Here is an 18,067-nt window from a genome sequence, read left to right as displayed (position 1 = left end):
CACCCGGCGCCAGACTGGCGTGACAGGAAGGCAGGGCGCACCTCCCGATATAAAAAACCGACACCCTGGTGTCGGTTTTTTTATGGGTCTCGAACCGCCACCGGCCTTGTATCCATGGCCGGTCCACGTTGTCTCTTGTCTCTTGTCTCTTGTTTCTGTGGGCGACCCTTTATGCCGCACTCTCAGTCGCACTCTCAGCCGCATTCTCAGCCGCGCCCGTGCGACATGACGGGAGGAAAGGCTGGCGGTACTCAGGGCGCAGGCCCAATGGTGGCCAGCGCCGCACGCAGACGGGCGAGGCCGATGGGCTTGAACAGGCAGTCGTTCATGCCGGCGGCGAGGCAAAGCTCCCGCTCGCGAGGCTGGGCATGGGCGGTGAAGCCCCAGACGGGCAGGTCATGGCCAAGGGCACGCAGGCTGCGTGTCAGCTCGAAGCCGTCCATCACCGGCATCTGGCAGTCGGTGATGACCAGATCGAAGGGGTGGCTGGCGAGAGCGCGCAGGGCCTCCAGGCCATTGCTGCGTACACTGACGTCGTGTCCCAGGTGCTTGAGCTGCTGGCGCAGCAGGATCTGGTTGGCGTGATTGTCATCGACCACCAGGATATGCAGCCGATGGGGGAGGGGTTGAGCCTGGTGGGGCTGGGGCGCCGGCATTGCCGTGATCGGGGCGGAGGGTTGCTGGGCGAGCGTGAGGGGCAGCCTTATCTCGAGCCGGGTGCCTTCGCCGACCTGGCTGTGAACGGCTATCTCCCCCCCATCATCTGGCACAGGATGCGGGCGATGTTGAGGCCCAGCCCGCTGCCGGGGAACTGGCCCTGGCCGTGGGCGCGATAGAAGGGGGTGAAGAGCCGGGGCAGCTTGTCCGCGGGAATGCCGGCTCCGGTGTCGGTGATGGTGAGGTGCAGCACAGGAGGCTGCTCGCCCCCGGTCAGGGTGGCGGTGATGGCGACCCGGCCCTGCTCGGTGAACTTGATGGCGTTGCCGATGAGATTGAAGAGGATCTGGCGCAGGCGAAGGGGATCGATCAGCACCCTTGGCATGGGGGTGTCGGGCAGCCTGACCTCATAGATCAGCCCCTTCTGCTCGGCCATGCCCGCAAAGACCCGGGTGACGGACGAGAGCAGGGGGGCGAGATCGCAGGGGGTGGGAGTCAGGGTCATCTGGCCCGCCTCTATGGAGGCGATATCCAGGCTGTCCCCCAGCAGATCCAGCAGGCCGTTGGCGGAGTCGGCGGCGATGCGCAGCAGCTCGCCGCTGTGACGGCTGAGAGCGGGATCCTCGGTGGCCAGCTCCAGCATGCCGAGGATGGCGTTCATGGGGGTGCGGATCTCGTGGCTCATGGTGGCGAGGAAGTCGCTCTTGGCGCGGCTGGCGCTGTCGGCCTGCTGTTTGGCCTCGCGCAGCGCCTCTTCCAGCCGCTTGCGGTCCGTGATGTCTATCCAGCCGTCGATCACCCCGCTGATGGCCCCCTCCCCGTCGAAATAGGGCACCATCCAGTGATAGATGTCGCTCTGGGTTCCCCTGTGATGGAAGAGGCGATCCGCAAAGATGGGCTGCCCCTCCTGCAATACCCTGGCAAAGTCCTGCTCCAGCACGGCGATGCTGCCTGCATCGAGCACCCCTGACAGCCCCTGGGCGAAGGGTTGACCCAGGATGGCCTTTGGCTCGGCGCCGAGCTGGGTCAGGTATTTGCTGTTGCACAGCAGCACCTTGCCGCTCTTGTCCCGCACGACGATGGGGTGGGGCAGGCTCTCCCCCAGTGCCCGGATGAACCTGACATGGGCCTCCAGTTGCTGGCGGGAAGCCTGCTCGGCGCTGGCCATCCGCTTGAACATGCGGTTGCGATAGAGCAGCACCAGCGCCAGGGTGAGGAGCCCCACGAACACCAGATAGACGATGTGGGCGTGGCGATCCATGAAGCCGGGCACCGGCAGTTTGCGGTTGCGCCACTCGTAACTCATCATGGCGAGCTCGTTGGGGGGGATGGCGAGGATGGTCTTGTCGAGGATCCCCATCAGCATCCCCTGTCCGGGCAGGCTGGCAAACCCCATCCGGATCGGCTCGTCATCGGCGGGGCCGGCGATGCGCAGCGGGCTCTGGGGATCATTGTCCAGCGCATGGCGGGCAAAATAGAGGGGCACGATGGCGGCATCCACCCGTCCCTGGGCGAGCACCTCCATCGCTTCTGCTGCACTCTCCACCTGGGTGATGCGGTTGCCCTCCAGTCTCTGTGCGAGGGGCACATGGTGCGTCATCGCCACCGTCTTGCCCGCCAGACGCCGGAGGGTGTCGATCCCTTGTTCCTCCTGGCGGGTGAGGATCACATAGATGTTGTCGGTGGCGTAGGGCACCGAGGTGCGCAGCCCGTAGTGTTCGGCCACCTGCTGGGAGATGGCGCCGATGAGGTCGATGGCGCCTGACTGCATGGCTTTTGCCAGCTGACGCTCGGAGTCTGCCCGCACAAACTCGAAGGTGAGGCCGGTGCGTGTGCGGATCTTGTCCAGCATGTCCACCGTCATGCCGACCAGCTGGCCGTCATGATCCAGGGCGCCATAGGGGTAGAGGTTGTCCATCAGCCACACCCTGATGGGGGGCGCTTGCCGCATCCAGGCCCGCTCGGCGGCATCATAGAGATCGGCGCTTCGCTCGCTCATGTCGCGGATGGGCCCGTTCCACTGGGTGAAGAGGGTATTGCGCGCCCGGTCGTCGATGGCCGCCAGCCCCCGGTTGACCAGGCTGAGCAGGGCGGGCTCGGTGGCCGGGACGGCAAAGCGGAACTCGGCAGGCGCAAGCTCGGGCGGGGCCTCGCCCCGCTGGCGAAGGTTGTCGAAGCGCTCGCTGTTGAGGTAGTGGGTGGCGTGGGCATCCCCCAGCAGGATGTCGTCGCGGCCGAAGAAGACCGCATCGAACGCCTCCATGTTGGAGGGATAGGTCACCAGGGTGAGAGTGGGGTAGTAGCGGCCAAAGCGTGCCCTGTCTATCTGATCCCGGACGGCGGCCACCCGCTGTCCCGGTGTGAGCAGTGCCCCCCGATAACGTCTGGGCACGGAGAAGACGAGGGGGCTGCTGAAATAGGGGGTGCTCAGGCGGATCGCCCGGGTGTCACTGTCCGCCAGGGTGAGATTGCCGAGGCTGGCGAGGTGTATCTCCCCCCGTGCCAGGGCCCGGAGCAGGTGCGCCTTGTCGGGGAAGGCGCTCAGGGCAACGGGTTTGTCCAGCATCCGGGCCAGCAGGTCGATGTAGTCGGCACTGAGCCCCTCGACGCGCTGGCGAGCGATCATGGTGAAGGGGCGGTAGTCCTCTTGCAGGATGCCGACCCGCAGTTGGGACTGCTGGCGCAGCCATCCGAGCTCCGCCTCCGACCAGCGGGGAGGCAGCGGGGCGGGATCGTAGCGGCTGTGCAGGGTCAGGGCCTGCACAGGTTGAAGGCAGAGCAGACAGAGCAGGATCAGTGTTCGATATAGGTTCATCTAGCCACCCGACGCGACAGCCATCCCTGCCAAGCCTCATCCAATGGCGGCCATTCTACCGGAAAATGGCTATAACGAGTCCGCTATTTCTCCACGCGCGTCGGCGAGAGCACGGCAAGCAGGGCGGCCTGGCCGCCCCGCCCTCAACCGAACTGGTAGGCCCCCATGTAGAGGCTGCCGTAATCCCAGCTGTCGTGCAGCTTTCGGGGTCTGTCGGCCCCCGCCGCGCCGAGCGCCACAAACAGGGGGCGCAGGTGATCGTCGTGGGGATGGGATTCCACCGCGCCCGGCGCCCGGGCCCGGTAATCTTCCAGCGCCCCCCTGTCTCCCTCTGCCATGGTCTGCTCCAGCCAGCGGGCAAACTGGCTCGCCCACTGGGGAACCGGCGAGCCGTCCGGCCCGAGGGCACGCAGGTTGTGGGTGATGGCGCCGGAGGCGAGGATGCCGATCCCTTGCTCGCGCAGCCCCTGCAATGCCTCCCCCAGTTGCCACAGCTGGGCCGGGGTGAAGCTGGCCGGGATGGCGATCTGCACCAGGGGGAGTTCACTGTCCGGATCCATCAGGGAGAGGGGGGACCAGACTCCGTGATCGAGCTCGCGGCGCACCGGGGTGGCGGGCAGGCCGGCCAGCAGCAGCTGATCGCTCACCGCTTCCTGCAACCATTGCGGGCTCGTCGCGGGCCAGCGGATCTGGTAGAGGGGCTCGGGGAAGCCGTAGAAGTCGTACATCAGGGCCGGGCTGGGCTCGACGTTGATCTGCAGCTCGCTTCGGCTGAACCAGTGGGCCGAGATCACCACCAGCCCTCTGGCACCCTCGAGGCACAGTTGCTTCAGGAACCGGGTCGCGGGCTGATCGCGCAGGACCAGATCCGGGGCGCCGTGGGAGATGAACCAGACAGGGGCGATAGACATGACAGACTCCATATGCGTTGTGCCGATGCGCGGCGCACCGACAACCCGAGGCCAGGGCGACATGCCGCTGACGATGTGGTCATTATCTGCCCCTATTAATGGGTTAACAATCAGGCTTTATGGATAAGCACTCTTCACTTTTGGTTGATAGTATGGCATCAGGGCGAGGGAGACCGGGGCAGAAACGACAACGCCGGCGCAGTGCGCCGGCGTTGTGATCAGGGTCCGTCGGACGTGGCCTCTGACGGGATGCCCCGCAGCGCCACCGCCAAGATCAACGCGGGCCCCGGGCGGGTTTATTGAATGCCCAGCAGCTCCACGTCGAAGATGAGGACTGAGCCCGGCGGGATCTTGCCGGCGGCACGATCGCCATAGGCCAGGTTGGCGGGGATGTAGAAGCGGGTCTTCTCCCCTTCCACCATCAGTTGCACCCCTTCGGTCCACCCCTTGATCACCTGGTTGAGGCCGAACTCGATGGGCTCGCCACGGGCGACGGAGCTGTCGAACACGGTGCCGTCCAGCAGCTTGCCCTCGTAGTGCACCTTCACCTTGCTGGTGGCGGTGGGGTGAACGGTGCCGGTGCCCGGGGTCAGCACTTCGTACTGCAGGCCGGAGGCGGTGGTGGTCACCAGGGGTTTTTCCTGGTTGCTGGCGAGGAACTCGGCCCCCTTGCGCACGTTCTCTTCCGCCAGCTTCCGGTTGTTGCTGCTGGAGTAGAAGTAGTAGGCGGCGCCGGCGATCAGCAGGGCTATCAGAATGAATTTCATCGGGTTTTCCTGTTCCTTGAAATCAGAGTGCGAGTGAGGGGGCATCTTATCCCAGCCAGGGGGAGAGGGCGAGGGGAGGCGCCCCGGGATGTGACCTGGCGGGCAAGGGGGCGGGGGCAGCTGAGTGCCCCCGCGCGGGGTTACTTGACGGCCACCATCATCAGGGCGGGCAGGGCGAAGAAGAGCCCGGCCACGTAACCCAGCGCCAGCAGCTTGTTCTCGCTGCCGACCCGGGCCAGGGCTTCGGCGGCCTTGATGGGCAGCTCCCGCAGGAAGGGCACCCCGTAGATGAGCACCACGGCGAAGAGGTTGAACAGCACGTGGACCAGGGCGATGGTCAGGGCCAGCTGGGCACCGGCACCGCTGATGGCGGTGGCGGCCAGCAGGGCGGTGATGGTGGTGCCGATGTTGGCCCCCAGGGTGAAGGGGTAGAGCTGACGGGTGTTGAACACGCCGCCGCCCGCCAGGGGGATCATCAGGCTGGTGGTGGTGGAGGAGGACTGTACCATGACGGTCACCAGGGTGCCGGAGGCGATGCCGGTGAGCGGACCACGGCCCAGCGCCTTGTGCAGCAGCTCCTTGGCACGGCCCACCATGACCCGTTGCAGCACCTTGCCGAGGGCGGTGACGCAGCCGAGGATCAGCAGAATGCCGATGACGATGGTGGCGATGGCGGGGCCCTTGCCCGGCAGGAAGGCGACGGCGCTGTCGATGAGATCCAGGGAGGGGGAGATGAGGGGCTTCATGAAGTCCATGCCCTTCATGGACATGTCGGCGGAGCCCAGTAGCAGACCGGACAGCCACTCGGCACTCTGTTGCAGCAGACCGAACATCAATTCCAGCGGCAGGAAGATGAAGACCGCCAGCAGGTTGAAGAAGTCGTGCACGGTGGCGGCGGCGAAGGCGCGGCGAAACTCGCCCCTGTCACGGATATGGCCGAGGGAGACGATGGTGTTGGTGATGGTGGTACCGAGGTTGGCCCCCATCACCATGGGGATGGCCATGCCCATGGGCAGGCCCCCTGCCACCAGGCCGACGATCACCGAGGTGACGGTGCTGGAGGATTGCACCAGGGCGGTGGCCAGGATGCCGAGCAGCAGCGCAACGAAGGGGTTGTTGGCGAAGGCGAAGATCTGGGCCGCGCCCTCGGCGCCGCCGGAGAAGCCCTTGAAGCCGTGGGAGACGGCGCCAACGGCGACCAGGATCAGGTAGATCAGCGTGATCACCGCAAGCCAGTTGAACAGGGGGCCGGGACGGCGGGTCTGCTGGGGTGCGGAAGATGCGGTGCTGTGCATATGGCCTCTTGGGGTCGTTCTGCGTTGAAAATGGACGGGCGCATTACAGCAGTGCTCTATGACAGAAATATGACAAAGTGACACTTTGATGATGATTTGATGACGGGGGGCTCGGGATTGGCGGGCCAGATGGGAGGGTAGTGATTAACTCTGATTGTTTTGTTGTTTTAAGTGAATTGGTCTGTCGAATGTAGGGATGCGTTAGAAACTGACGGACGGGGTGCCATCCACTGGTGGATCCTGTGCCGCCACTCAGTCAATGGGAGTAGACTGCCTCGTCATTTCATCAGTAATTGCGAGTCTGTCATGAAACATTGGTCCCTTCTTCTCCTGCCCCTGGCGATGGCCTCTCTCTCCTCTCATGCCGCCGTGCTGCCCTCCGATTGCAGCTCCAAAGACGTGGCGATCGGCTCGGCCGTCAACAGCGCGACCGGGGTCAACAGCCATTGCTCCGCGCAGAGCGCCAAACAGCGTGTGGACAACGCGGTCAACGATCCCGCTGGCTATGCCAAGCGCAAGGCGGCCCAGGCCACCGGCGTGGATGACGCCTACTACAAGGCCAAGAACACCCAGCAGCGGGTCGAGAATGCGGTGGACAATCCCGGTGACTACGCCAAGCGCAAGGCCGCCGAGGCTGCCGGTGTGGGCGAGACCTACAACAAGGCGAAGAACACCCAGAAGCGAGTCGAGAACGTGGTGGACGATCCCGCCAAGGCGGCGGGCCGCGCCGTGCTGCGCAAGACGGGCACCTACTGAGGGGAAACCCGGCAGAAGGCGATGCGTCGTGCAAACAAGAGAGGGGAGCCCGTGGGCTCCCCTCTTTGCATCTTGCGATCGAGATGCCTTACTGGCCGTCGGCCGCTTCCTCGTACTGACGGAAGGGGATGCGGAACACGGCGAGGCGCAGGAAGAGGTAGGTGACCCCGATCCCCGCCCAGATGAGGCCAAGCTCCAGAGAGCTCTGCTCCAGGTTGATCCAGAGGGCGCCGATGGTGGCGGCCCCCAGCAGCGGCAGCACCAGGAACAGCAGGTGTTCCTTGAGGCTCTTGTTGCGCTTCTCGCGCACCCAGAACTGGCCGATCACCGAGAGGTTGACGAAGGTGAAGGCCACCAGGGCGCCGAAGTTCACCAGGGCCAGGGCCATGTCCAGATCGAAGGAGACCGCGGAGAGGGCCAGGGCCCCCACCAGCAGCACGTTGATGGCCGGGGTGCGCCAGGTGGGGTGGATATAGCCGAACACCCGCTCCGGGATCATGCGATCGCGCCCCATCACGTAGAGGATGCGCGACACGCCGGCGTGGGCCGCCATGCCGGAGGCGAGCACGGCCGCGGTGGTGCACACCAGCACCACGCTCTGGAACAGGGTGCCGCCCACGTAGAGGGCGATCTCCGGCAGCACGGCGTCCGGTTCCTTGAAGCGGGCCAGATCCGGGAAGAAGAGCTGCAGGCTGTAGGAGACGGTGACGAAGATGATGCCGCCGATGAGGGCCGTCAGCACGATGGCGCGGGGGATCACCTTGCCGGCATTCGGGGTCTCTTCGGAGAGGGAGCTCAGGCCGTCGAAGCCCAGGAACGAGAAGCAGAGGATGGTGGCGCCGGTGAACAGCGGCAGCATGCTGGCAGACTCCACATGGAACGGACGGCTGCTCATCAGGGTGCCGGCCCCTTCACCGTGACTCAGGCCCCAGGCGATGAGGCCGAGGAAGGTGACGATGATGGCGATCTGGATGAAGACGATGAAGCCGTTGAGGTTCGCCACCAGCTTGATGCCGCGCAGGTTCAGGAAGGTCATCACGGTCACCAGACCGAAGATGAAGATCCAGGGCTCCACGGTGGGGAACATGGCGGTCAGGTAGATCTTGGCCAGCAGGATGTTGATCATCGGCATGAACATGTAGTCAAGCAGGGAAGACCAGCCCACCATGAAGCCCACATAGGGGTGGAACACCTTCTGGGCATAGGTGTAGGCGGAGCCTGCGGACGGGAAGCGGCGCACCAGGTGGCCGTAGCTGAACGCGGTCAGCAGGATGCCGCCGAGCGCCAGCAGGTAGGCGGTGGCCACGCGACCATCCGTGATGTCACCGACGATGGCGAAGGTATCGAATACCGCCATGGGCGTGAGGTAAGCCAGACCCATCACCACGACCTGGAACAGGGTGAGGGTCTTGAGCAGCTTGGCACCGGCCATCACGCTTTCTCCTCTGCACAGGCCCCGTGGGCGAGATGGGACGGGATCAGGGACGCGGGAACGCGTCGCTGGACACAGGGGGCGCCCATCTGTGGCACAGATGCGTGGCGCACGCCGGCGGGGACCGGCAGGAAAGCAGTGAAATGCCCCATGTTTTTCCTCACAACGTCGGGAGATTGCTTGGCAATCTGGGTATCAATTCCGGCACATGGCCGGCCTCTTGGTGAATGGTGGTGTGCCCCAGAAAAGCAAAGAACCGATGTTGTTGAAACATCGGCTCTCAAGGGGCGCCGTATTGTGCCCTCAGGGGGGGGAGGAGACAAGCGAAAAAGGCCGCCAGCGGGGAATTTGTTCCCCCCGTGAGCGATCACTTCGCCACCGCTGCCGGAAAGTCGATGACAACCTTGTCATCAGGCGGGGCCCTGCTTTGCCGCCATGTGAAACCGGCGCCCTGGGGGCGCCGGTTTCGCTCAGGAGGCGTCCTGCTCGGGGCGGCCGAGGCGGACCCGGAACACGGTGAGGCGCAGCAGCAGGTAGATGGCACCGAGGGCGGCCCAGATCAGCCCCAGCTCGAAGGAGGCGGGCTCCAGGTTGAGCCAGAGCACCCCGATGCAGGCGGCACCGCACAGAGGCAGGGCGAGGAACAGCAGGTGATCCTTCAGGGTCTTGTTGTGACCCAGCCTGAGATAGAAGTGGGCAATCACCGCCAGGTTGACGAAGGTGAAGGCCACCAGGGCGCCGAAGTTGATGAGCGCCAGCGCCATCTCCAGATCGAAGACCACCGCCGAGAGGGCCAGCATGCCCACCAGCAGCACGTTGAGAGCCGGGGTCTGCCAGGTGGGGTGGATGTAGCCGAAGACGCGGCTCGGCAGGGCGCGATCCCGGCCCATCACGTAGAGCAGGCGCGATACCCCGGCGTGGGAGGCGAGCCCCGAGGCGAGCACCGCCACCGTGGTGCAGACCAGCACCACCGCCTGGAACAGCTTGCCGCCCACATAGAGGGCGATCTCCGGCAGCACCGCATCCGGCTGCTGGAAGCGGGAGATGTCCGGGAAGAAGAGCTGCAGGAAGTAGGAGACGGAGATGAAGAGCACGCCGCCGATGAGGGCGGTGAGCACGATGGCCCGGGGGATCACCCGATCCGCGTTCGGGGTCTCCTCCGACAGGGTGGTGATGGCGTCAAACCCGAGGAACGACAGGCAGAGGATGGAGGCGCCGGTCAGCAGGGGATTGATGTGCATCTGCTCGGAGAAGAAGGGGCGGCTGCTCGCCACCGTGCCCAGCCCCTCGCCGTGGCTCACGCCCCAGGCGATGAGGCCGATGAAGACGGCGATGATGCTGAACTGCATGATGACGATCAGGCTGTTGAAGTTCGCCACCAGCTTGATGCCCCGCAGGTTCAGGAAGGTCATGACGGCGGCCAGGGCCAGGATGTAGGTCCAGGGGGCCACGCCGGGGAAGAGGGCCTCCATGTAGATCTTGGCCAGCAGCATGTTGATCATGGGCATGAACATGTAGTCGAGCAGGGAGACCCAGCCCACCATGAAACCCACATAGGGGTGGAACACCTTCTGGGCATAGGTGTAGGCGGAGCCTGCCGAGGGGAACTTGCGCACCAGGTGGCCGTAGCTCATGGCGGTGAACAGCATGCCGATGAGGGCGAGCAGGTAGGCGGTCGGCACATGGCCTTCGGTGATCTCGGTGACGATGCCGAAGGTGTCGAACACCGCCATGGGGGTGAGATAGGCCAGCCCCATGATGACCACGTGCCAGAGTTTCAGGCTTTTTTTCAGACCGGCGGGGTGCGGGTGCATCAGGCGATCCCCCGCAGGCTGGCTGATGGGATCAGGCTGACGGTGAGGTCATCCTGCACGGTGGGGGCGCCAGTCCGGGATGCGGACGGATGGCGCAGACCGGCGCGGGCCGGCAGGAAAGCGATGATATGCCCCATGGAGTTCCTCACTAAGAAGCGGGTGTCGTGAGATGGCGTACCACCTCGTTATCATTTCCGGTCTGTTCCGGCCTCGTTATGGATTTGTTTGGCGCAAAAAAAGAACCGGGCTCCGATGAGCGGACGGTCCTTGAATACGGCGGCGCATTGTGCATTCGTGATGCCCCCTTGACAAGCATATCAAGGGAGCGAAAACGCATTTTTTTGCACGTGGGCGAACGCGGTCTTCCGGATCAGGCCAGGGAGGCGGACAGGGCCTGCTCCAGCAGGTCCAGCCCCTCGTCGACGATGGCTGCCGGGGCGGTCAGGGGGGCGAGGAAACGGATCACGTTGCCACGCACGCCGCAGGCCAGCAGCACCAGCCCCCGCTTGCCCGCCTCGGCCACCAGCCGCTTGGTGAGATCCGGGTCCGGTCTGGCAGCATCCCCCTCCTTCACCAGCTCCATGGCCACCATGGCGCCGGGGCCTCGGATGTTGCCGATGCAGTCAAACCGTGTCGCCAGCTGGTGCAGGCGTGCCTTGATCTGCTCCCCCTGGGCCAGGGCCTTCTGGTTCAGGCGCTCCTCCTCGATCACCTCCAGCACCGCCAGGGCGGCGGCGCAGGCGATGGGGGAGCCCGCATAGGTGCCCCCCAGGCCACCGGGCTTGGCGGCGTTCATCACCTCGCTCTTGCCCACCACGGCAGAGAGCGGGAAGCCGCCGGCCAGGCTCTTGGCCAGCGTCATGATGTCGGGTTCGACACCGCTGTATTCGGTGGCGAAGGTCTTGCCGGTGCGACAGAAACCGGTCTGGATCTCGTCGCAGATGAGCAGGATGCCGTGCTGGTCGCACACCTGGCGCAGGCGCTGCATGAAGCTGGCGGAGGCGGGGTAGAAGCCCCCTTCCCCCTGCACCGGCTCGATGATGATGGCGGCCACCCGGGTGGGTTCAATGTCGGCGCTGAAGCAGAGATCCAGCGCGGCCAGGGCATCGTCTTCACTCACTCCCAGGTAGTCGGCGGGGAAGGGGAGGTGATAGACCTCCCCCGGGAAGGGGCCGAAGCCGGTCTTGTAGGGCACCACCTTGCCGGTGAGGGCCATGCCCATCATGGTGCGGCCGTGGAAGCCCCCCTTGAAGGCGATGGTGCCGCTGCGACCGGTGTGGGCGCGGGCGATCTTGATGGCGTTCTCCACCGCCTCGGCGCCGGTGGAGAGGAAGAGGGTGCGCTTGGGGGTGGGGCCGGGCACCAGGGCATTCAATTTTTCCGCCAGCTCGATATAGCCGGGGTAGGGGGTGACCTGGAAGCAGGTGTGGCTGAACTTCTCGAGCTGCTCGCGCACCGCCGCCACCACCTTGGGGTGGTTGTGGCCGGTGTTGAGCACGGCGATGCCGGAGGCAAAGTCGATGTAGCGGTTGCCCTCCACGTCCCACAGCTCGGCGTTGTGCGCCCGGTCGATGAAGACCGGCAGCAGGGTGCCGACCCCCTGGACCACGGCCGCTTCGCGGCGGGCCTGCCACTGCTGGTTGTTGCTTGAATGACTCATTTTTCCTCCCTGAGGGGCATGGGCCCCCGCTGTTCCTGTGCCATCTGGCCATATGTGTGCCGCCAACTGCCCTCGGGCAGGGCGGCCTGTTCGCAAAAGGGGGCCCCGGGTGTGCCCTCAGGACCCACAAGGCGCTCGGTCGTGACCGGCGACCCCCTCTTTCTATCTGTAAAAACGATGGGCTGCGTCATAACGCATCTGTTTTAACGATGCGATTGCCCTTTCACTCCCCTCAGCGAATGCCGCCAAAGCAGAGGTATTTGGTCTCCAGGTACTCCTCCAGCCCTTCGGCCGCCCCTTCCCGGCCCAGTCCCGACTCCTTGATCCCGCCAAAGGGGGCCAGTTCGGTGGAGATGATCCCCTCGTTGATCCCCACCATGCCGTATTCGAGCCCCTCGGCCACTCGCCACACCCGGGCGATGTCGCGGCCATAGAAGTAGGCGGCCAGGCCATAGGGGGTGTCGTTGGCAAGCGCAATGGCCTCGGCTTCCGTCTCGAAGCGCACCAGAGGGGCGACGGGCCCGAAGATCTCCTCGTCCAGAATGGGGTTGCCCCGGGTGACCCCGGTCAGGATGGTGGGGTGATAGAAGAGGGGACCGGCGGGGTGGGCGTCGCCCCCCACCAGCACCCGGGCACCGGCGGCGACCGATTGCTGCACCAGCTCGGCCACCTTGCTGGCGGCGGCCGGGTTGATGAGGGGCCCGATCTGGACGCCTTCGCCCATGCCGTCCCCCACCTTGAAGGCCTTGACCGCGGCGGCGAGCTTCTCGGCGAAGGCGTCATAGACGCTGGCCTGCACCAGGATGCGGTTGGCGCAGACGCAGGTCTGGCCGGCGTTGCGGTATTTGGACGCCAGGGCCCCGGCCACGGCGGCGTCGAGGTCGGCGTCGTCAAAGACGATGAAGGGGGCGTTGCCGCCAAGCTCCAGGGAGAGGCGCTTCATGGTGTCGGCGCACTGGCGCATCAGCAGTTTGCCGATGCGGGTGGAGCCGGTGAAGGAGAGCTTGCGCACCACGGGGTTGCTGCACAGCTCGTTGCCCACCGCGCTCGCCTGATGGGAGGTGACGATGTTGATGACCCCGGCGGGAATGCCCGCCTGCTCCGCCAGTACCGCCAACGCCAGGGCGCAGAGGGGCGTTTCGGCGGCGGGCTTGATGACGATGGTGCAACCAGCGGCCAGCGCCGGACCCGCCTTGCGGGTGATCATGGCGATGGGGAAGTTCCAGGGGGTGATGGCGGCCACGACCCCCACCGGCTGCTTGATGGTGGCCAGGCGCCGATCGGCGGAGAAGCCGGGGATGGTGCGGCCATAAGCACGCTTGCCCTCTTCCGCGAACCACTGGATGAAGCTGGCGCCGTAGGCCACCTCTCCTTTGGCTTCCGCCAGCGGCTTGCCCTGTTCGCAGGTCATGATATGGGCGAGCTCCTCCTGGTTGGCCATGATGCGCTCGAACCAGGCGTAGAGTTTGCTGCTGCGCTCCTTGGCGGTGAGGGCCGCCCAGGCGGGTTGCGCCGCGTGGGCGGCCGCGATGGCGAGGCGGGTATCCTCCCCGTCCATGTCGGGCACCTGGGTGATGACCTGGCCGGTGGCCGGGTTCAGGACCTTGAACCGGCGCCCGCCCAGGGACTCGCACCAGCGGCCGTCGACATAGGCCAGGGATTTGATCAGGGAGAGAGCAGATTGTGATGCTGACATAAGTAAGGGGCCTCGATAGTGGGTCTGGGTGGCGCGTTTATGTGGGCACCGCCGTATAGAATAATAAGCACGTAACGACCATAAAATGAGCCGAAATGTTTTTCAAGTGTTAAATATATTTGAGTGGACGGGGCGTCACATGCTAGAAATGGGGCTGTGAGCGCGATTGTAGCGGGTTTCATCGCGCAGGGTGTGCAAAATAATGAACGCTCTGGGTTGTGCAGGATAGTGAACGGGGCTGACGTGCCTGACTCACTATATTGACCAGTCGGCCCCAGGTATTCGAATGACCATGGAAGGAGGTGGGCGATGGAGCAATCCCGTGGCGAGGTCCGGTGGCGGACCATGACGGACAACCCCCTGGCGGAGCACGAGAGAAACATGGGGGAGCGGCTTGCCCGGATCCGCAGGGAGCTCGGGCTCTCCCAGCGCCGGGTGGCGGAGCTGAGCGGCCTGACCCACGGCGCCATCTGCATGATAGAGCAGAACAAGGTGAGCCCCTCGGTGGCCTCCCTGCAAAAGCTGCTGAGCGTCTACGAGCTGCCGTTGTCGCGCTTCTTCGCCGAAGAGGAGGTGGTGAGCACGCCCAGCGTGGTGATCAAGGCGGAGCAGCTCATCGAGCTTGGCAGCCAGGGAGTCTCCATGAAGCTGGTGCACAACGGCAACAATCGGCGCCAGCTCGGCTTCATGCTGGAGACCTATGCCCCCGGCACCGACACCGGCGGCGTGGTGAAGCATCAGGGGGAGGAGGTGGGCACCGTGCTGGAAGGGTCGGTGCTGCTGACCCTGGCCGGCCAGACCTATGAACTGTGCGCCGGGGACAGCTATGTCATCGACACCGGCGAGCCCCACAGTTTCAGCAATCCCTCGGGGCAGGTCTGCCGCATCGTCAGCGCCCACACCCCGGCCAGCTTTTAATGTGAACAACCCGTTGTGTTGGAAACGAACCGGTAAGGAAACAGGGATCATGACCGAACATGTAAAGAGTTACTACGCAGCCAGTGCCAACAAACACGCGCCCTATCCCACGCTCACCGAGCAGCTGGAGTGCGACGTCTGCGTCATAGGCGCAGGCTACACCGGCCTCTCCAGTGCGCTGCATCTGGTGGAGAAGGGGTACAAGGTGGTGGTGCTGGAGGCGGCCAGGGTCGGCTTTGGCGCCAGCGGTCGCAACGGCGGCCAGATCGTCAACTCCTACAGCCGCGACATCGACACCATCGAAGCGAACTGCCCGCCGGATCAGGCCAGGCTGCTCGGCTCCATGTTGTTTGAGGGGGGCCAGATCATCCGCGAGCGGATCAAACGCTACAACATCCAGTGCGATCTGCAGGAGGGCGGGGTCTTTGCCGCCGAGACCGAGAAGCAGCTTCACGAACTCAAGGCGCAGAAGGCGCGCTGGGAGAAGTGGGGCAACGACCAGCTGGAGCTGCTCGATGCCAAGGGGGTGCGCGAGGTGGTCGCGAGCGATCGCTACGTCGGCGCCCTGCTGGACAAGAGCGGCGGCCATATTCACCCTCTCAATCTGGCGCTGGGGGAGGCGGAAGCCATCCGCATGCAGGGGGGGCTTATCTTCGAGCAGTCCGCCGTCACCAGCATTACTCCGGGTCAGCCGGCGTTGGTCAAGACCGCCAAAGGGGCGGTGAAGGCACGCTTTATCGTGGTGGCCGGCAACGCCTACCTCGGCAATCTGGTGCCGGAACTGGCCAGCAAGAGCATGCCTTGCGGCACCCAGGTGATCGCCACCGAAGTGCTGGGAGAGGAGCGGGCCCGTTCACTCTTGCCACAGAACTACTGTCTGGAGGATTGCAACTACCTGCTCGACTACTACCGCACCTCCGGCGATCACCGGCTCATCTATGGCGGCGGCGTGGTCTACGGGGCGCGGGATCCGGCGGACATCGAGCGGCTGATCATCCCCAAGATGCTCAAGACTTTCCCGCAGCTGGCCGACGTCAAGGTGGAGTACACCTGGACCGGCAACTTCCTGCTCACCCTGTCGCGCCTGCCGCAGTTTGGCCGCATCGGTCACAACATCTACTACATGCAGGGCTACAGCGGTCACGGCGTCACCTGTACCCATCTGGCGGGCAAGCTGTTCTCCGAAGTGCTGAGCGGTCAGGCGGAGCGCTTCGATGCGTTCGCCAGGCTGCCGCACTACCCCTTCCCGGGTGGCCGCCTGCTGCGCATCCCCTTCACCGCCGCCGGTGCTGCCTGGTACACCCTGCGCGATCGCCTGGGGGTGTGATGACACCGGTGGCCCGCCAGGCAGGCTGGCGTCAACAAGAAGAGGGAGGCGTTATGCCTCCCTCGTTTTTTTGTCGTCAACCTGCCCGGGCCCTGACGGGGCTAGAAGCGGTAGGGGAAGCGGATCCCGATGGTGTAGTCCGGTGCATCCGTGGTGAGCCCGGCAGACCAGTTGACCGCCATGGAGAGGTTGTCGGTGATGGCCCAGGTCGACCCCATGCCAAAGCTGGCGGCGTTGGCATCGGAGCCGGTGACCTTATCCATGGCAAAGCCTTCGGACCCCTGCTCGGACTCCATGGTGACGCGCTGGTTGATGTTGAAGGAGAGGCTGAAGCGTTCGTTGAGGGCGAATGCGACCCCCAGGCCATATTCATACCAGTCACCCAGCTGGATGCTGCCGGGCTGGTTGCCGGGCTGGTAGGAGATATCGTCAAAGTCCTGCTTGAGGCTGTGACCATAGTTGAGGCTGGCAAACAGGATGGCGGGATCCATGGTCTTGACCAGGGAGAAGCCGGTGGAGAGCTGCCAGAGCCCGTTGCCGGTGGCGAGCTCCTTGGGGGTCACCAGGTTGCCCGATTCCGAGGTGTTGATCTCGATGCCGTAAGGATCCTTGCCGGTCGGCGCCTTGGCCCGGAAGTTCCACACCAGATCCGGCCAATCCTCGCTCTCTGCCATGACCCTGTAGTAGATGGCGAGGCTGAGATCCCCCAGACCGCCATCGCTGACGCTCTGCTCCTCGAAGTCGCGGCTGGAGTTCTCCTTGCCGGTGCTCTGGTAGTTGGTGTTGCGGAACATGTAGGGGAGGGCCAGCTCCAGTTGCCAGCGATCGTTGAGGGTGTAGCGGGTGATGACATCCGCTGTCCACTGATCGGAGCGAACCCGATCCAGGTTGATTTCGCCAAGGAAGATGGCGTCCAGGGCGAGGAAGCCGCGCAGGGCGAGATCCTTGCGGTTGTAGTGCTGGTAGGAGAGGCCCACATCGACGGTCAGAGCGCGATCGAACACATTGTGCTGTTCGATCATCAGGTCTTCGGTGCTGCGGCCGACTTCCGGCGTGCGCCGTGAGGCGTCCTGCTGGGTGGAGGCGACGGCGGCCCCGGCTCCGGCGGTTGCCGTCGTGGCACCGGCGGCCTTGACGGCCTCCAGGCGGGCCTGGAGCTGATGAAGGGCCTGATTTTGCTGGATCAGTTGCTGGCGCAGGAGATCCAGCTGTTGTTGCAGGGCCTCCTCTTCGGCCGTGGCCCCCCAGCAGGCGAAGGGGGCGAGGGCAATCAACAGCATGCGAGACTGTTTCATCGGGATACGTCCTTGTTGTTTATCATCCTTTCTTATAGTTCAGCCCCGGGAACTCACCTGATCTCAGCGCGAAAACCAGATGCGGGTCTGATTGAGCGTCTGCAAACCGTCCCCCCTGACCTTGTTGAACTGCAGCAGCCCCCGGCTGAAGTCGGTACCGCGCAGGCTCTGCTCCAGCAGGACCCGACCGTCGGAAGAGTGTAGTTGCAAGCCGGCATAATTCCCCGAGACCCGGTAGGTGGCGGTGCCAAGATCGCCCTGGTGCTCGTAGCTGCCCGCCTGAACCAGGTGTCCCGTCATGGTCGGGGTGGTCAGTTCAATACCGGCCTGGTTGACCGAGCTGTTGCCACTCCCCTCCAGTTGAACGACCTGCACCAGCCCGGCCCCCTGCACCTGGGCCTCCTTGGCGGGCGTGGCCGCGGGCTTGACCTCATCCTTGACGCGCACATCCAGCTTGGGTTTGTTTTGCACAATGCTCAGCGCCAGGTTCATGGCCGCCGTCTGCTGGGCCTGGGCCGTGGTCAGTGACGAGATGAACTCGATGCCGAAGTAGCTGATGCCATGGCTGCTGACATAGCGGCCGCGCAGGTGGGCCAGCTCCCCGTCCGCCAGTTCGGGCGCAAAGTGGTCTGACAGATGGGCCAGCGGGTCCGGTGCTGCCAGCAGCGGAGAGGCGATGCCACCCAGGCTGCAGAGGAGGCATAGGGCGGGTCGGGTATTCATG

15 protein-coding genes are annotated in these 18,067 nt (G+C 64.7%); 3 read left to right on the top strand and 12 right to left on the bottom strand.

What is annotated here, in order from left to right; translation table 11 throughout:
* Nucleotides 1-251 precede the first annotated feature (251 nt).
* From C2U37_RS24970 to C2U37_RS00640, 5 genes are all read right to left on the bottom strand, one after another.
* A complete protein-coding gene (locus tag C2U37_RS24970) occupies nt 252-770 on the bottom strand; it encodes a response regulator (protein WP_223940162.1) in 519 nt (172 codons plus the stop codon).
* Nucleotides 746-3,472: an ATP-binding protein gene (locus C2U37_RS00655; protein ID WP_223925385.1), complete on the bottom strand. Its 2,727-nt coding sequence runs from the start codon at nt 3,470-3,472 to the stop codon at nt 746-748. Before C2U37_RS00655 ends, C2U37_RS24970 begins: the two co-directional genes overlap by 25 nt.
* Nucleotides 3,473-3,615: 143 nt before the next feature.
* Nucleotides 3,616-4,383, bottom strand: coding sequence for a DODA-type extradiol aromatic ring-opening family dioxygenase (locus C2U37_RS00650; RefSeq protein WP_104451715.1), 768 nt, complete (start codon nt 4,381-4,383; stop codon nt 3,616-3,618).
* 296 nt (nt 4,384-4,679) lie between these two features.
* Nucleotides 4,680-5,150: an FKBP-type peptidyl-prolyl cis-trans isomerase gene (locus C2U37_RS00645; RefSeq protein ID WP_010673545.1), complete on the bottom strand. Its 471-nt coding sequence runs from the start codon at nt 5,148-5,150 to the stop codon at nt 4,680-4,682.
* A gap of 140 nt (nt 5,151-5,290) precedes the next feature.
* Nucleotides 5,291-6,445: a sodium:phosphate symporter gene (locus C2U37_RS00640; protein WP_102948756.1), complete on the bottom strand. Its 1,155-nt coding sequence runs from the start codon at nt 6,443-6,445 to the stop codon at nt 5,291-5,293.
* 306 nt (nt 6,446-6,751) lie between these two features.
* Here C2U37_RS00640 and C2U37_RS00635 point away from each other — a divergent pair, with 306 nt between their 5' ends.
* Nucleotides 6,752-7,201: a hypothetical protein gene (locus C2U37_RS00635; RefSeq protein WP_127904525.1), complete on the top strand. Its 450-nt coding sequence runs from the start codon at nt 6,752-6,754 to the stop codon at nt 7,199-7,201.
* Between the two features lie 88 nt (nt 7,202-7,289).
* On the opposite strand, the gene C2U37_RS00630 is transcribed toward C2U37_RS00635, so the two are convergent.
* From C2U37_RS00630 to C2U37_RS00610, 5 genes are all read right to left on the bottom strand, one after another.
* Nucleotides 7,290-8,633: an APC family permease gene (locus C2U37_RS00630; RefSeq protein WP_039039328.1), complete on the bottom strand. Its 1,344-nt coding sequence runs from the start codon at nt 8,631-8,633 to the stop codon at nt 7,290-7,292.
* Nucleotides 8,634-9,103: 470 nt separating this feature from the next.
* Entirely contained in the window at nt 9,104-10,447 is a 1,344-nt protein-coding gene (locus tag C2U37_RS00625; protein WP_039039329.1) for an APC family permease, read from the bottom strand.
* Nucleotides 10,447-10,584: a hypothetical protein gene (locus tag C2U37_RS24820; protein WP_164882979.1), complete on the bottom strand. Its 138-nt coding sequence runs from the start codon at nt 10,582-10,584 to the stop codon at nt 10,447-10,449. Before C2U37_RS24820 ends, C2U37_RS00625 begins: the two co-directional genes overlap by 1 nt.
* A gap of 233 nt (nt 10,585-10,817) precedes the next feature.
* Entirely contained in the window at nt 10,818-12,107 is a 1,290-nt protein-coding gene (gene gabT / locus C2U37_RS00620; RefSeq protein WP_010673550.1) for a 4-aminobutyrate--2-oxoglutarate transaminase, read from the bottom strand.
* Between the two features lie 232 nt (nt 12,108-12,339).
* Complete coding sequence (locus C2U37_RS00610; RefSeq protein WP_102948753.1) at nt 12,340-13,803, bottom strand: NAD-dependent succinate-semialdehyde dehydrogenase; 1,464 nt, start codon at nt 13,801-13,803, stop codon at nt 12,340-12,342.
* 309 nt (nt 13,804-14,112) lie between these two features.
* Between C2U37_RS00610 and puuR the strand changes: the two genes are divergently transcribed.
* Together puuR and C2U37_RS00600 are read left to right on the top strand one after the other, a co-directional pair.
* A complete protein-coding gene (gene puuR, locus C2U37_RS00605) occupies nt 14,113-14,721 on the top strand; it encodes an HTH-type transcriptional regulator PuuR (protein ID WP_102948752.1) in 609 nt (202 codons plus the stop codon).
* Between the two features lie 49 nt (nt 14,722-14,770).
* Nucleotides 14,771-16,048: an NAD(P)/FAD-dependent oxidoreductase gene (locus tag C2U37_RS00600; protein ID WP_102948751.1), complete on the top strand. Its 1,278-nt coding sequence runs from the start codon at nt 14,771-14,773 to the stop codon at nt 16,046-16,048.
* A 101-nt stretch (nt 16,049-16,149) separates the two neighbouring features.
* On the opposite strand, the gene C2U37_RS00595 is transcribed toward C2U37_RS00600, so the two are convergent.
* Both C2U37_RS00595 and C2U37_RS00590 read right to left on the bottom strand, forming a co-directional pair.
* Nucleotides 16,150-17,343, bottom strand: a complete 1,194-nt coding sequence (locus tag C2U37_RS00595; protein ID WP_102948750.1) for a transporter — start codon at nt 17,341-17,343, stop codon at nt 16,150-16,152.
* Nucleotides 17,344-17,406: 63 nt separating this feature from the next.
* On the bottom strand, nt 17,407-18,066 hold the full coding sequence (locus C2U37_RS00590; RefSeq protein ID WP_039039334.1) for a hypothetical protein: 660 nt from the start codon (nt 18,064-18,066) through the stop codon (nt 17,407-17,409).
* Nucleotide 18,067 lies beyond the last annotated feature (1 nt).

This window comes from Aeromonas sp. ASNIH1, assembly GCF_002934285.1.
Lineage (GTDB): Bacteria > Pseudomonadota > Gammaproteobacteria > Enterobacterales > Aeromonadaceae > Aeromonas > Aeromonas caviae.
This window is presented reverse-complemented; position numbering and strand designations above follow the sequence as displayed.